This is a genomic window from Bradyrhizobium sp. 190 (assembly GCF_023073415.1).
GTDB lineage: Bacteria > Pseudomonadota > Alphaproteobacteria > Rhizobiales > Xanthobacteraceae > Bradyrhizobium.
In genome coordinates, this window is the sequence record NZ_JADPJL010000060.1 from 276851 (window position 1) to 291910 (window position 15060).

A 15060-nucleotide genomic window follows, 5' to 3' on the forward strand; every position below is an offset into this window, starting at 1 on the left:
CGCCGAAGGAGAACCCCGTTGAAGTGCTACGAGCTACAGGGACCGAGCGGAATCGATGGACTTGCCCTCGTCGACAAGCCCGTGCCGGAGCCCGGCGAGGGCGAGGTGCTGGTTCAGCTCAAGGCGGCGACGCTGAACTATCGCGATCTCATCACCGTCAAGGGTGGGTACGGCTCGCGTCAGAAATTTCCGCTCGTGCCGGTTTCGGACGGCGCGGGCGTAATCGAGCGGGTCGGCCCGGGCGTGCGGGAATTCGCGCCTGATGATCGCGTCATCGGCAGCTTCTTCGAAAGCTGGATTAGTGGTGAGCCCAGCGAAGCAAAAATGCGCGCGGCCCTCGGCGGCGCGGTGGACGGCGTCCTTAGCGAGTATCGGATCTTTCCGAGGCACGCGCTGGTCAGAACGCCGGAGCACCTCAGCGACGTCGAAGCCGCCGCGCTGCCCTGCGCCGGAGTCACGGCCTGGAGCGCGGTCGTCAAACTCGGCAGCTTGAAACCCGGCCAGACCGTTCTGACACAAGGCACCGGCGGGGTATCCCTCTTTGCAATGCAGTTTGCGAAAATGTGCGGCGCGCGCGTCATCGCAACCTCGTCCAGCGACGCCAAGATCGAACGTCTCAAGACGCTCGGCGCAGACTTCACACTGAATTACAAGGCGACCCCCGACTGGGGAAAGAAAGCCCGCGAATGGAGCGGCCACGGCGTCGACCTTGTCGTCGAGGTGGGCGGGGTCGGCACGCTGAACGAATCGATCAGGGCAATCAGGATCGGCGGCACGATCGCGTTCATCGGCGTGCTCGCCGGCCCGCCGCCGTCCGACTCGCGGCTGCCATTGATGGTCATGCAGCAGCAGCGGCTGCAGGGTGTCACCGTCGGATCGGTCGAGGATCTCAAGGCGATGGCGGATGCGATCGCGGTTCATCGCATGAAGCCGGTGATCGACAAGACCTTTTCATTCGATCAGGTGAAACAGGCGTTTGCCCATATGGAGAGTGGCGCGCATTTCGGGAAGGTGGCGATCGAGATCGGCTGACCGCGACATTTCGCCATCGACTGCCGATTACGGCGACTGGTTCCCGCTGCAAGATTTTGCCGAGTTTTGAGCGCATTTGGGGACCGAGGCATTTCTACGTAAGGGTCTTCGATGCTCATGGCCACAACTGGCAACACGGAGCGTGCAACTCCTGCTGGTTCCAGGAATTGCTTCCGCCGCCATTAAGCTTTAGATATCCGCCATTCGCCTCGTCGAAAACCAGCGCCGCCTGGCTCACGCGAGCGCTGAACGGGATTTGCAACCGAGCTGGGGACACCCGCCTCACAGAGAGCCTGAGGGCTGCCCCTTCTATGGCGAGACATGTAGACCGGCTGTGAGCGAGACTGCCCGCGCGAAAACGATGCAGCGAGCAGCCGGATGGAAGTGAGCAATGACCGAAGACAAGAGCAAATTGCTGAGATCGCTGACTATCGATCGCAGCACCAGCAAGGCGGAGCGACCTGGTCGCCGCTGGCTGCCGATTTCGGCGGCGATTGTCGCTTGCGTCGTCGCATTCGCCGCCTTTGCCGCTTTCGAGTTCCGCCGGCAGGATTCGCCCAAGGAGGCTGCATCGCAGACCGCTTCACAGACTACACAGCCCGCCGCGCAGCCACAGACGCCGCAGCAGCCTGCAACAAATAACAAGGCGGCCGGCAATCTGGCGGCCTCCGGCTATGTGGTGGCGCGCCGCAAAGCGACCGTGGCGGCCGAGATTACCGGAAAGGTGGTCGAGGTCTTCATCGACGAAGGCATGACGGTGACCGAGGGTCAGATCGTCGCGCGGCTCGATAGCGTGCTTGCTGAAAGGGATTATGAGCTGGCCCGCTCGCGCGTCGAGACGGCCGATGCTGCGGTGGCCGCGATCACCGCCGATCTGGAGGACGCGACCCGGATCATGACGCGTGTACAAACACTATCGCAGAAGAATTTCGCGACTGAGGCCGACCTGACCAAGGCACAAGCCCGGGTCGGCGTACTCAGCGCGCAATTGCGTCAGGCGCAGTCGCAATTCGAGACCGCCAAGATCGACGCGAAGCGCAGCGCCTCGATGCTCGACAAGCATAAGATACGGGCGCCATTTGCCGGTGTCGTCATCGACCGTAGCGCGCAGCCGGGCGAGATGATTTCGCCGATGTCGGTCGGCGGCTACACCCGCACCGGCATCTGCACCATCGTCGACATGGATTCGATCGAAATCGAAGTAGACGTCAATGAAGCCTTCATCGGCCGCGTTTCCCCCGGAGGCGCCGTGAATGCGATGCTGGATGCCTATCCGGACTGGACCATTCCCGCCTCGGTGATTGCGATCGTGCCGACGGCGAATCGCGAGAAGGCCACGGTGAAGGTGCGCATCCGCTTCGACAAGAAGGACCCGCGCATCCTGCCCGACATGGCGGTGAAGGTGAACTTCCTGGCTGACGCCAAGACGAAGGGCGCCGCCGAGACCACCGCTGCGAACTAGCATCCAGCCGAAATCCCTGGAGGAGACAAGCGTGACAGCCGAGCATCCGATGGTTCGCCTTACCGGCGTAGCTAAGCGTTTCACCAAGGGCAAGGAAACGATCTCGATTTTCGATCATCTCGACCTTGCGATCCCGCGTGGCGATTTCATTGCCGTCATGGGGCCGTCCGGTTCGGGCAAGACGACGCTGCTCAACCTGCTGGGCGGCATCGATCGCGCCGACGCCGGTGAGATTGCGGTTGCGGATCATCGCATCGACGGCCTCTCCGAGGGTGAACTCGCCGCCTGGCGGGCCGCCAATATCGGCTTCATCTTCCAGTTCTACAATCTGATGCCGATGCTGACCGCGGCGCAAAACGTGGAACTGCCGCTGTTGCTCACCAGATTGAACCGCAAGGAGCGCGCCGAGCGTGTTCACACCGCGCTTTCCGTGGTCGGGCTCGCCGATCGCATCAAGCACCGTCCGCGCGAAATGTCGGGCGGCCAGCAGCAGCGCGTGGCGATTGCGCGCGCCATCGTTTCGGACCCGAACCTCTTGCTGTGCGACGAACCGACCGGCGATCTCGACCGCCAATCCGCCGACGAGATCCTTTCGATCCTGCAACTGCTCAATGGCGAACTCGGCAAGACCATCGTGATGGTCACGCATGACCCTGCCGCGGCAAACTATGCCAAGCGCGTCCTGCATCTCGACAAGGGCCGCTTCGTCGAACGGGAGCTTGCCGCGTGAACGACTTCGACCTGGTCCGGAAAAACCTGTTCCGCCGCAAATTGCGCGCCAGCCTGATGATCGTGTCGATCCTGATCGCCTTCATGATCTTCGGTGTGCTCGCCGGATTCTACCGCGCCTTCACCGCCGGCGAGGATGCCGCCGCGGCGGACCGGATGATCACCGTCAACAAGATCAACTTCACCCAGCCGATGCCGATCGCCTACTACAATCGCGTGCGCGCGATCGAAGGCGTCCGGCAGGTGACCTTCGCCAACTGGTTCGGCGGCTATTATCAGGACCCGAAGAACTTCCTGATGTCGCTCGCCATCGAGCCGACCACCTATTTCGACGTCTATCGCAGCGAATTCGATGTTCCGCCCGAGCAGCTTCAGGCCTTCATCCGCGACCGCAGCAGCGCACTCGTCGGCGAAAAACTGGCGGAGAAATGGGGCTGGAAGATCGGTGATCGCATCCCGGTCGCCAGCAACATCTTCAGCCAGAAGAGCGGCGGCCACACCTGGGACCTCACCATTGCAGGCATCGTCAAGGGCAAGGTCGAGCACGTCGACACCAACTTCCTCCTGTTCCAGTACGCCTATTTCGACGAGACCCGCTCGTTCGGCAAGGACACCATCGGCTGGATGATCCTTCAGACCACCTCGCCCGATAACAACGATCGCGTGGCCAAGGCGATCGACGCGATGTTCGCCAACTCCACCGCCGAGACCTCGACCGATACCGAAAAGGCGTTCGGCAAGGCGTTCGCGGCGCAGTTCGGCAACATTGCGCTGATCGTGTTGCTGGTCGTGGGCGCGGCCTTCGTCACCATCCTGATGATCGTCGGCAATACCATGGCGCTGTCGATCCGCGAGCGCACCCGCGAGATCGGTGTGTTGAAGACACTCGGCTTTTCAGGCCCGCGGATCCTCCGCATGGTGCTCGGCGAATCCGTATTGCTGGCGCTGCTCGGCGGAATACCGGGGTTGGCGATCGCGGCGCTGATCGCAATGGCGCTTCGCAACAGCCTCGCCAGCATCGCGCCCGCTTTTGCCGTATCGCCGACGATCGCCCTGCAGGGGTTGGCGCTGATGATCGCGCTGGGGATTATCACGGGGATCATTCCGGCGCTCAACGCCATGCGCCTCAAAATTGCAACCGCGCTCGGACGGGGATAGACATGCGTTCGCTCTGGCTTCAAGTCGCGGCAGTCACCGCCATCAATCTCAGGAGCATCGCGCAGCGGCGCTGGCTCTCGCTCTCGACGGTAATCGCGATCGCGCTGGTGGTGATCGTGCTGCTCGCATTCCTGGCGATGGCCAACGGCTTCCAACGCACCATCGCGGGATCCGGCGCCGATGACATCGCGATCGTGCTGCGGGCCGGCTCGCAGGCCGAAATCAACAGCACGGTGAGCCGCGATCAGGTGCGACTGATCGAGGACGGTCCCGGCATCGCCCGCGGCAGCGACAGCAAACCCCTGATCTCGCCGGAGCTCTATCTGGTGGTCGACGGCATCAAGCGTTCGACCAAGACCAAGGCCAATCTGCCGCTGCGCGGGATCGGCGAACAGGGCAGCACGCTGCGCAAGGACATTACGATCACCGCAGGCCGCATGTTCAATCGCGGCAGCAACGAGGTGGTGGTCGGCAAGGCATTGCTGCGGGAGTTCGAAGGATTCGACCTCGGCAGCACCGTATCATTCGGCGCCACGCGCTGGACCGTCGTCGGCGTGTTCGAGGCCGGCGGCAGCGTGTTCGAATCCGAGATCTGGGCCGATCTCAACGTGGTGCAGAGCCTGTTCAACCGCAACAACATCGTGCAAACCGTGCGCGTGCGCCTCACGGGACCGGCCGCACTCAATGAGCTCAAGAGCTATAGCGACAACGATCCGCGGCTGAAGCTCGATGTCAAATCCGAAGCCGCCTACTTCGCCGAACAGGCCTCGCAGACCTCCGACCTGATTCAGAAGCTCGGCTGGCCGCTGGCGATCGCGATGGCGCTGGGGGCGGTCGCCGGCGCGCTCAACACGATGTATTCGTCGGTCGCAGCGCGCGCGACGGAAATCGCGACGCTGCGCGCCATAGGCTTCGGCGGCTTCCCCGCTTTTGTCGGAACCCTCGCTGAATCTCTGTTGCTTGCCGTCATCGGCGGACTCCTTGGCGCCGCCGCCACCTATTTGATTTTCGACGGCGTCACGGCGTCAACCCTTGGCGGCAACTTCACCCAGGTGGTGTTCGACTTCAAGCTCAGTCCCTGGCTGATTGCCGAGGGTGTTGCGCTTGCGCTCATCGTCGGCTTGATCGGCGGACTTTTCCCGGCACTGCGGGCCGCGCGATTGCCGATCGTCGAGGGCCTGTACGCGCACTGAGCTTGCTATTCCCCTTTGAGGCCGGCCGCGCGGATCACCTCGCCCCATTTGCGCGTCTCGTCGTCGATGAACTTGCCGAACTCGGCGGCCGTGCCGGGGCGTGCTTCCAGTCCCTGAGCGAGCAGCTTCTGCTTCACCTCGGGATCGGCAAGGACACGAATAACCTCTGCCTGCAAGCGATCGACGATTGCGCCCGGCGTTGCCGCCGGCGCCATGAAGCCGTACCAGCCGGAAGCGACCACGTTGGAAAGGCCCTGCTCACGCAAGGTGAAAGCCCCGGGGTAAATCGGGCTGCGCTCCGCCGACGCCACACCCAGCACACGCAACACGCCGCTCTGGATGTGCGGCAAGGCGGTGCTGAGCGCGGTCAACGTGGCGTCGAGACGGCTCGCCAGCAGTTCCGTGTAGGCCATGTTATCGCCGCGGAAGGGCACGATGAGGCCTTTGACGCCTGCGTCCCTGAACAGCAGCTCGGCGGCCAGATGAGGTTGCGAGCCTGCGCCCGGAGACCCAAAGGTCAGGCCGTCGGGCTTTGACTTGCCGTAAGCGATCATCTCCTGAAGGGTATTGAAGGGCGCCTTCGCGTTCACCACCAGGAACAACGGCGCCATCATGGCCATCGCCACCGGCTGCAGGTCTTTGCGGTTGTAGTTCAGTTTTTCGAACAAGGCTTCGGCCGTCGCAAACGGCGCTGCCGCATAGAGGAAGGTGTAGCCGTCCGGCGCTGCGCGCGAGACCAGTTCGTTGGCGACGCGCGTGCCCGCGCCCGGCTTGTTCTCGACGATGAACTGCTGGTTGAAGCTGCGCCCGAACTGCTCGGCCAGAATACGCAACGAGATGTCGCTCGCCCCGCCCGCCCCGTAGGGCGACACCAGCCGCACGATCCGCGACGGCCAATCGCCCTCGGCCAATGCCGGAAGGTGTGGCCCCGCGGCGAAGCCGGCGGCGATGGTCCCCAGCAGGGTTCGGCGTGTGACTTTCATGAATGCCTCCTGGGAAGAAGAGCCGCCTGGAGTGGCGGCTAGTCCGTCCCGTTTTCATCGGGCCGCGTTTGGCGCGATCGCATTGCTGGATCGCCGAGCCTTCGTCTTATCGAAGCCGCCACGATAGAGAGGCGTCTTCTATCGAACAATGTGTATTTTTTGACCGATTGATAAGCCTGTCCTATGAATACCAAAACGACGGGAGGCGCGAGATGGCGATGGATGTGACACTGCGGCAGTTGCGCGCCTACGTGGCCGTGCTGGAGGCCGCAAGCTTCTCGGAAGCTGCGAAGACCATGCACCTGTCGCAGGCGGCGCTCTCAGGCCTGATCAAGGAGCTCGAGAGCCGCGTCGGCGTCCGCCTACTGGACCGCACGACGCGAAAAGTTTCCGCGTCTGCGGTGGGCGAGACCTTTGCACCGATGGCACGGCGCGTGCTCTCAAACCTGGACGAGGCGCTCGACAACCTGACCAATCTCAAGGAGCTCCGCCGCGGGCTGGTGCGCGTCGCGGCGCCCGAAACATTATCCTGCACGCTGCTGCCCGAACTCATCGCCGAATACAACCATAGCCATCCCGGCGTTGACGTCCGCTTCGACGACGTGCCGATCCAAGAGGTGCTGGCGGGCTTGCAGAACGGCTCGACCGATATCGGCTTCGGCCCGGCCGGCGTCGTCCCCGATCAATCGGTCGAAGTGCACATGATCTGCGCCGACCCGCTCTGGGTAGCGTTGCGCAGCGATGACCCGCTGACAAAAAGCAAGTCGGTCAGTTGGAAGGATCTCCGCGAGCGGTCCCTGCTCAACTACATGCCCAACATCGCCATCAACGTGCTGAGCAACGTGCCGTCGCGGCATCATCCAAAAGAATTGGTGCCGGTGCACCGGGTGAACACCGCGCTATCGATGCTGCGGGTGAGACAAGGCGCCGTGATCTGCCCCTCGATGGCGGAGCCGCTGGTGCGTGGGTTCGGACTGACGTTCCTGCCGCTGCTGCAGCCGGCCGTCAAATGGAGGATCGCGATGTTCGTACGGCACAGTGCATCGCTCTCGCCCGCCGTGGAAAGCTTTCGCGACTTCACGCTGGATTTCAGCCCGAACTGGGCGGCAGGCGGAATGGAGCGCCGCCGCACGAGCGAACGGCGCAAGCGCGTGTAGCGAACAAGCGCGCGGCAAACTCAGCGTCGTCCCTGCGAACGCAGGGACCCATACCGCGTGATCCATCGAGGAAGCGCGGTCGCAGACGCCCTGCGTTACCCGACTACTGTCGTAAGTTGCTGAAGCAAAGCCGTCTCCTGCCCATTCCGACGGCCGCGGCGTATGGGCCCCTGCGTTCGTGTTTGCAGGGGTGACAAGTTGATAGGTTCTCGCTTTTTCCAACGGTCGTCCCTGCGTTCGCAGGGACGACATCGAGGAAACATCCAACGATTGCATTTGGCCTGATGACAAACTGCACCCGCGGCAGTAGCCTAGCCCAAAATATAAAACGCACGGGAGGAGTTGCATGCCAGACGCAGCGGTCGCAGCACGTTCTTCTGAAACGACAAACAGCGGTACGACGCAGCAGGTCGATGTCGCCGTCGTTGGCGCCGGGTTCGCCGGCCTCTATCTCCTGCATCGCCTGCGCAAGGCCGGCTTCTCGGCGGTCGTGATCGAGGAGGCCGGCGACGTCGGCGGCACCTGGTACTGGAACCGCTATCCCGGCGCGCGCTGCGACATCCAGACCATCGACTACAGCTACACGTTCGATTCCGAGCTGGAAAGCGCGTGGCAATGGTCGGAGAAATACGCAACCCAGCCCGAAATCCTGCGCTATCTCGGCTTCGTCGCCGACAGATACGAGCTGCGGCGCGACATCCGCTTTGGCACCAAGGTGACGGCGGCGAACTGGGATCAGACCGCGGAACGTTGGTTGCTCACCACCGACAACGGCGCTTCTGTTTCCTGCCGCACCTACATCATGGCGACCGGTTGCCTCTCCGCGCCAAAACCGCCGGAGATCGATGGGGTCAAGGATTTCAAGGGCGAGATCTATTTCACCGGCCGCTGGCCGCACGAAGAGGTCAAGCTCGCCGGCAAGCGCATCGCCGTCATCGGCACGGGGTCATCGGGCATCCAGTCGATCCCGTTGCTCGCGGAGCAGGCGGCGCAGCTCACCGTGTTCCAGCGCACGCCGAATTTCGCCCTGCCCGCCCACAATGGCGCTGCGCCGGCGGACCGCCGCGCTATGCTGGAGGGCGACCGCGCCGGTTACCGCGAGCAGGCGCGCTGGTCACTCGCGGGCGTCCCCTATCCGCAACAGATGGCGGTGAGCTGGCAATTGAGCGATGCCGAGAGCCGCGAACGGTTCGAGCAGGCGTGGGCCGCCGGCGATCTCGTCCATATCCTGACCCAGCTCTGGGCAGACCAGGGCGTCGACGTCGACGGCAATGCGCTGCTCGCCGACCTGGTCCGCGAGAAAATCCGCGACGTCGTCAAGGACCCGGAGACGGCCGAAGCCTTGACCCCGCACGACCATCCGTTCGGCGCCAAGCGTCCTTGCCTCGATACCAACTACTACGCGACCTACAACCGCCCCAACGTCACGCTGGTGAACCTGCGGCAGGAGCCTATCACAGGGATCACGGCATCCGGCATCACGACCAACGAGCGCACGTTCGACGTCGACGTGATCGTGTTCGCCACCGGCTTCGATGCCATGACCGGCGCCATCAAGGCGGTGCATCCGATCACGGGCCGCGATGGCAAATCTCTGTCCGATGTCTGGGCCAACGGACCGCAGACCTATCTCGGGCTCACCGTCTCGGGCTTCCCGAACCTGTTCCTGATTACCGGCCCGGGCAGCCCGTCGGTGCTGTCGAACATGGCGGTCTCGATCGAGCAGCATGTCGACTGGGTGGTCGACCGGCTGGCGGCGATGCGCGAGGCCGGCTTCACCACCATCGACGCGACCGAGACAGCGCAGGCCGGCTGGGCACAGCACATGGCCGACTGCTCGATGATCACGCTGCATCGGCTCGCCAACACCTGGTACACGGGCGCCAACGTTCCCGGCAAGGCGCAGGGCGTGATGCCTTATACAGGCGGCGTCGGCCCTTACCGCAGCATCTGCAACGAGGTCGTCGGCCGCGGCATGCTGGGCTTCAGGCTGTCAGGCCCCAATGTTGCAGAGCAATGCAACGATGGCGAGGTGGTTCGACTGCAGCCGGACGTGCGGCTGGTGCTGGGCATGCTGGCGGAAATGAACCTGCCGGCGATCGAGTCGATGGGCGCCCAGGGCGCGCGCGGCTTCCTCACCGAATTCAACAAGGCCCGCCCTGCCGGCCGCCCGGTCGGCGAGGTCGGCAGCGGCGCGCTGCAAGGCGCCGACGGTCCGCTGCCCTATCGTCTCTATCGGCCAGCAACGCCGGGGCCGCATCCGATCGTGGTCTATTTCCACGGCGGAGGCTGGGTGCTCGGCGACGAGCAATCCGACGATCCGTTCTGCCGCGACATCTGCCGACGCAGCGGGATGATCGTCGTCAGCGTCGGTTACCGTCATGCGCCCGAGCATCGCTTCCCGGCGGCGGCCGAGGATGGCTATGCGGCCACCCGCTGGATCGCCGAGCATGCGGCCGAGCTTGGCGGACGGCCCGGCCCCGTGCTGGTCGCAGGCTGGAGCGCCGGCGGCAACATCGCCGCCGTCACCTGCCAGCTCGCACGCGATCGCGGCGGCCCGCAGATCGCGGGGCAACTCTTGGTCTGCCCGGTCACCGATTGCAGTTTCGACCGCCCATCCTACACCGACAACGCGACGGGCTATTTTGTGACGCGATCGCTGATGTTCTGGTTCTGGGACATCTATTGTTCGCCCGCCGACCGCACCGATCCGCGCGTGTCGCCACTGCGCGGCAATCTGGCCAATCTGCCGCCCGCGTTCGTAGCGACCTGCGAGTTCGATCCGCTGCGTGACGAGGGCATCGCATATGCCGAGGCGCTGGCTGCCGCTGACGTACCGGTCGAGCAATTGCAGGCACGTGGCCACTTCCACTCGTCCCTGATGATGGTGGACGTGGTGATCACCGGCGTCAGCGGACGTGCAAAGATGGCGGAAGCCCTGCGCGGTTTTGCTGGATTGCCTCGGAAGATGGAAGCGAGTGGCGAGGATGCTTCGCCGATCGCGGTGAACGCGGCTGCGGGGTAAGCACGCAAGGCAAAGATGGGCCGCGCGGCTTCATCTGCGCGGCCGGAAGCTCTGAGGCCTCACGAGCGTTTGCTTTGCCTTGACGCTCTTTGCTGCTTCGGCGCCGGCCGCTTCGCCGCAACCCGGTGTGCCGCCGCCAGCGCGGCTTGCCCCCACGCGATGAGTTCATCCGGTTCGTCGAACAGCCGCTCCGGCACGCGCCAGAATGCGAGGTCGATGGTCTGGCCCTTCTTCGCGTAATTGAGCGGCGGAAACGCCTCGGCTTCCCTGAACGTCGCGCGGTTCTCTTCATCGACCCGGAAATAAAGCGTGTTCTCCGTCACCATGCCCAGCATCACCCCACCGCAGAACACGCCGGTCTTGCCGAACATGCGCCGCAGCGTGATACGGTCGAGCGGCGCGAGTTGCTCGCGCAGAAACTCGGCATAGGTTTCGCTGGCAACCATCCTTCTATCCGGCCTGGTTCAAACTCGGTGGCGCCGCTTGCGGCCGGCGATGCTCACGGCATCCGGCAAGGCCAGGATGCGGCCCACAGCACGGCGGGCGTTTTGCAAGAGGTCCGGTAGACTGTCATGCAATAGATTTTCTACGTCAACGGCTCAATGAATTTCGCTTATTATCGCGATGACGCCTGCAATATCCTGGCCCCTTGCCAGATTGCTTGAGACTCCCATCAAATGAAAACATCGGAAGTTCAGATCTCATGACCGGTCCAGACGACGCAAAAGCCATCGAAAGCGTGATCCAGTCCTACCTCGACGGTCTCCACGAGGGCGACGCTGCCAAGATTGCGAGCGCCTTTCACCCGACCAGCGCGCTGACCAGCGTAGCGGACACCGGCGAGCTATCGGTCACGCCCCGCGACGTCTGGCTGGACAACGTCCGGAACAGGCCGTCGCCGAAGCAACGGGGCCTCTCGCGGCACGATCAGGTGCTGTCGATCGACCTCGTCGGTCCGACGATGGCCTACGTCAAGCTCAAATGCGCGATCCCGCCGCGCTTCTTCACCGATCAACTATCGCTGTTGAAGATCGATGGCCGCTGGCAGATCGCGCAAAAGGTCTTCATGACCGAGCTGCGGGAATAGTCTGCCGCAGGCCGTGCCTTATGGAAGGAAGCCGGCGATGAATGTACTCGATGACTATATGATCGATTCCCGGCTGTCGCTGCTGGACAAGACGCGGATTCAGGCCCAGGTCCTGGTGCCGCTGCTGCGGGCCTTGCGCGCTGAACTGGGCAATGAAAGAGCCGACGCGATCGTAAAAGACGCGCTGCGCGACTGGTCGGAACAACTGTTCGCCGCTGTGGGTGAGAGCGTCGAGGGTAGCCCGCGGCGCAAATGGGCGGCCATGCACACCGCGCTCGCCGAAGTCACCGAACGCGAAGTGACGGTGGATATGCGCCGCCACGACAAGGAAGCGTTGGAATTCGACGTCACGCATTGCCGCTTCGCGGAATTCTTTCGCGCGCTCGGCGAGCCGGAACTCGGCGCGCTGCTGGTCTGCGCCACCGATTTCGACATCGCTGCGGCCGGCGGCAGCGATGTCGTCCTCAGGCGCGACCAGACCCTGATGCAGGGCGCGCCGAGCTGCACGTTCCGCTACAGGTTCGCGCCGCGAACGTAATTGCCTCGTGAAAAACGTCTCGATCGAGTATGATCTATCCCAAGAAGCCTGGCTTGACCCGGCTCGCAAGGGAGAGCGCCGATGGCAGCGACAGCGGAGCAAGCGTCACCCTGGCTCAAGGGCCGATCATTCGCCTCCTTGAAGGAAGAGTTCGACCGCAGCGGTTACCTGATCTTCGAACGCGTTCTTCCTCCCGATCGCGTCGCTGAAATCCGCGCGGCGCTGGCGCCGCATCTGGCGCGCGATCTGCTCGGCCGCAACGATTTTGAAGGCACCAAGACCAACCGGGTGTATGCGCTGCTGGCGAAGTCGCCGGTCTTCGCCGAGCTCGCGATCCATCCGCTCGCCATGGCCTTTGCCGAAGCCGAACTCGGCGAGAGCTGCCTGTTGTCCGCCTTGCTCGCGATCAATCTGCATCCCGGCGAGACCGTGCAGCCCTGGCACTTTGACGACAGCGGCGCGAAGATTCCACGTCCCCGCCCTGCCCTTGGCATCAGCACGTTCTGGGCGATCGACGATACGACCGAACAAAATGGCGCCACCGAAATCATTCCGGGAAGCCATCTGTGGGACGGGGAGTATATCGAGGGCGCGGTGAAGCCCGCGCATTTCACCAACGAAGCCGATCACGAGGAGGGCAACCGGCCGGATGCCGTCAAGCTGATCATGCCGTCGGGATCGCTGGCCATCACCAAGGGAACGCTGTGGCACCGCGGCGGCGCCAACCGGTCAGACCGGCCGCGCCTGATCGTCACGCCGCAATATTGCGTGGGCTGGGTGCGGCAACTCGAGAACATGGCGCTCGCCGTCCCCGCCGACGTGGCGAGCAAATTGCCGGAGCGCGCACGCGAGCTGATCGGGTACTCGATCCATCCGCCGTTCATGGGATATGTCGACGGCGTTCATCCCAGGCGCCTGCTGCGGACGCGTTGACTGGTGCACGGGCGCCGCGGCCCTACGCACGTCTTACTCTGCGGCGGTCGCGGACCTCACAGATGCCCGCGCGTCCGCATCGAACACGATACCTTCATAGCCCTTGTGCGCAACGTCGGTGATGGCGGCGACGTATTTCGGCGTGCCGCCATTATAGACGAGGTATCGCGTCTTGCCGTGTTCATGGCCGGGGACGTTGGAATTGTAGCCGGTGAACCATGACTTGGCTTTGCGCATCAGCATGATGGCGTACATCTTCGTCACATGCGCGGTCCAGCGCGCCTGCGCTTCGGCCGTCGGTTCGGCACGCGTGTAGCCGCGGCGCCAGATGTGTTCCAGTAGCCCCATGCACCAGCCGACGCCGTTCTCGATACCGCGCGGAAAATTCGTCGAGGCCGAGCCGCTCTGCGGCCCGGTCGGCATCAGCAGGTTCGGAAAGCCGTGCGCCATCATGCCGAGAAAGGTCGAGGGTCCGTCGCGCCATTGGTCGGCCAATTTCACCCCGCCGACGCCGGTGATGTCGATCGCATCGAATGAGCCGGTGATGGCATCGAAGCCGGTGGAATAGACGAGGATATCGAGTTCGTAATCGCGCGCGCTGGTGCGCAGGCCGGTTTCGGTCACCCGCTCGATCGGGGTCTCGCTGATGTCGACGAGATGCACGTTGTCGCGGTTATAGGCCTCGAAGTAATTGGTCTCCAGCGGCACCCGCTGCACGCCAAAGCCGTGATCCCTGGGGATCAGCTTCTCCGCCGTCACCGGGTCCTTTACGCGCCGGCGGATGCGGTCGGCGATGTAGGCGGAGAACTCGGCGTTGGCCGCCTCATCGGTAAAAATCTCGCGGAAATTGCTCAGCCAGATTCCAAATCCGGGCTCGTCATAGAGCTTGTCCCACAGCGCCAGCCGCTCCTCGCGCGTGGCCTCATAGAAGCCGCGCCGGTCCGGCTCGTGCTCGAAGCCGCCGGGCGTGCGCCTGCAGGCGGCAAAGATCTCGTCGTAGCGCGCGCGGATGTCGGCCATCTCCTCGTCGGAGATCGGGCTGTTGTTGAGCGGCGCGCTCCAGTTCGGACGACGCTGAAACACGATGAGTTCGCCGACCTTGTCCGCGATCTCGCCGATCACCTGGATTGCGGTGGCACCGGTGCCGATGATGCCGACCTTCTTGCCGGCGAGTTCGACCGGCTCATGCGGCCAATGAAACGTGTGGAACGAGCGGCCCTTGAACGCCTCCATGCCTTCCAGCTGCGGCAGTGTCGGCGTCGACAGCAACCCGATCGTGAGAATAACGAACCGGCAGGTCAGCTCAAAGCCGTCGTCGAGCCTGAGCCGCCACAGATGACCGGCCTCGTCGAAGGCCGCCGCCGCTACCTTAAGATTGAACCGCATGTACTTTCGCAGGTCGAACTTGTCGGCGACGTAGTTAAGGTAGCGAAGGTTCTCCGGCTGCGCCGAAAACCGCTCCTGCCAGTGCCATTCGTTGAGCAGCTCCTTCGAAAAAGAATAACCGTAGGTGTAGCTCTCGGAGTCGAACCGCGCGCCCGGGTAGCGGTTCCAGTACCAGGTGCCGCCGAGATCGGGTGCGGCATCCAGCACAAGGGCGTCCACTCCGAGATCGGCCAGCCGCTTGATCTGGTAAATGCCCGACACGCCCGCGCCAACGACGACGACCTCGTAATGCGGCTTGAAGTCCCCGTTCATGCGCGGCTTCCCCGTTGTTGTTTCTTGGACGATCTTGGCGCTCGGGCTCGACTATACCCAATAAT

Annotated in this window: 13 protein-coding genes; 10 read left to right on the top strand and 3 right to left on the bottom strand. The window is 63.6% G+C overall.

Going from position 1 to position 15060, the window contains the following annotated elements; genetic code table 11:
• Positions 1–18: 18 nt before the first annotated feature.
• From IVB22_RS28560 to IVB22_RS28580, 5 genes are all read left to right on the top strand, one after another.
• Positions 19–1032: an NAD(P)-dependent alcohol dehydrogenase gene (locus IVB22_RS28560; RefSeq protein ID WP_247520503.1), complete on the top strand. Its 1014-nt coding sequence runs from the start codon at positions 19–21 to the stop codon at positions 1030–1032.
• 391 nt (positions 1033–1423) lie between these two features.
• Complete coding sequence (locus tag IVB22_RS28565) at positions 1424–2494, top strand: efflux RND transporter periplasmic adaptor subunit (RefSeq protein ID WP_247520504.1); 1071 nt, start codon at positions 1424–1426, stop codon at positions 2492–2494.
• Positions 2495–2543: 49 nt separating this feature from the next.
• On the top strand, positions 2544–3224 hold the full coding sequence (locus tag IVB22_RS28570) for an ABC transporter ATP-binding protein (protein WP_214492377.1): 681 nt from the start codon (positions 2544–2546) through the stop codon (positions 3222–3224).
• Positions 3221–4381, top strand: a complete 1161-nt coding sequence (locus tag IVB22_RS28575) for an ABC transporter permease (RefSeq protein WP_247520505.1) — start codon at positions 3221–3223, stop codon at positions 4379–4381. Before IVB22_RS28570 ends, IVB22_RS28575 begins: the two co-directional genes overlap by 4 nt.
• A 2-nt stretch (positions 4382–4383) precedes the next feature.
• Entirely contained in the window at positions 4384–5574 is a 1191-nt protein-coding gene (locus tag IVB22_RS28580; protein WP_247520506.1) for an ABC transporter permease, read from the top strand.
• Between the two features lie 5 nt (positions 5575–5579).
• Here the strand turns inward: IVB22_RS28580 and IVB22_RS28585 are convergent, their stop codons facing one another.
• On the bottom strand, positions 5580–6557 hold the full coding sequence (locus IVB22_RS28585; protein WP_247520507.1) for a tripartite tricarboxylate transporter substrate binding protein: 978 nt from the start codon (positions 6555–6557) through the stop codon (positions 5580–5582).
• Between the two features lie 212 nt (positions 6558–6769).
• On the opposite strand from IVB22_RS28585, the gene IVB22_RS28590 reads away from it, so the two are divergent.
• Together IVB22_RS28590 and IVB22_RS28595 are read left to right on the top strand one after the other, a co-directional pair.
• Entirely contained in the window at positions 6770–7714 is a 945-nt protein-coding gene (locus IVB22_RS28590; protein WP_247520508.1) for a LysR family transcriptional regulator, read from the top strand.
• Positions 7715–8060: 346 nt separating this feature from the next.
• Entirely contained in the window at positions 8061–10739 is a 2679-nt protein-coding gene (locus tag IVB22_RS28595; RefSeq protein WP_247520509.1) for an alpha/beta hydrolase fold domain-containing protein, read from the top strand.
• Between the two features lie 59 nt (positions 10740–10798).
• On the opposite strand, the gene IVB22_RS28600 is transcribed toward IVB22_RS28595, so the two are convergent.
• Positions 10799–11185 (bottom strand): TfoX/Sxy family protein, encoded by a 387-nt coding sequence (locus IVB22_RS28600; RefSeq protein WP_247520510.1) that lies wholly within the window; start codon positions 11183–11185, stop codon positions 10799–10801.
• Between the two features lie 257 nt (positions 11186–11442).
• On the opposite strand from IVB22_RS28600, the gene IVB22_RS28605 reads away from it, so the two are divergent.
• The 3 genes from IVB22_RS28605 to IVB22_RS28615 all read left to right on the top strand — a co-directional run bounded on the left by IVB22_RS28605 (position 11443) and on the right by IVB22_RS28615 (position 13297).
• The gene (locus IVB22_RS28605) at positions 11443–11826 is read left to right on the top strand and encodes a nuclear transport factor 2 family protein (protein WP_247520511.1); all 384 of its coding nucleotides are present in this window, start codon (positions 11443–11445) and stop codon (positions 11824–11826) included.
• Between the two features lie 37 nt (positions 11827–11863).
• The gene (locus tag IVB22_RS28610; RefSeq protein ID WP_247520512.1) at positions 11864–12364 is read left to right on the top strand and encodes an L-2-amino-thiazoline-4-carboxylic acid hydrolase; all 501 of its coding nucleotides are present in this window, start codon (positions 11864–11866) and stop codon (positions 12362–12364) included.
• Positions 12365–12445: 81 nt separating this feature from the next.
• On the top strand, positions 12446–13297 hold the full coding sequence (locus IVB22_RS28615) for a phytanoyl-CoA dioxygenase family protein (protein ID WP_247520513.1): 852 nt from the start codon (positions 12446–12448) through the stop codon (positions 13295–13297).
• A gap of 33 nt (positions 13298–13330) precedes the next feature.
• Here IVB22_RS28615 and IVB22_RS28620 read toward each other — a convergent pair whose 3' ends face one another.
• A complete protein-coding gene (locus tag IVB22_RS28620; RefSeq protein WP_247520514.1) occupies positions 13331–14995 on the bottom strand; it encodes an NAD(P)/FAD-dependent oxidoreductase in 1665 nt (554 codons plus the stop codon).
• Positions 14996–15060 lie beyond the last annotated feature (65 nt).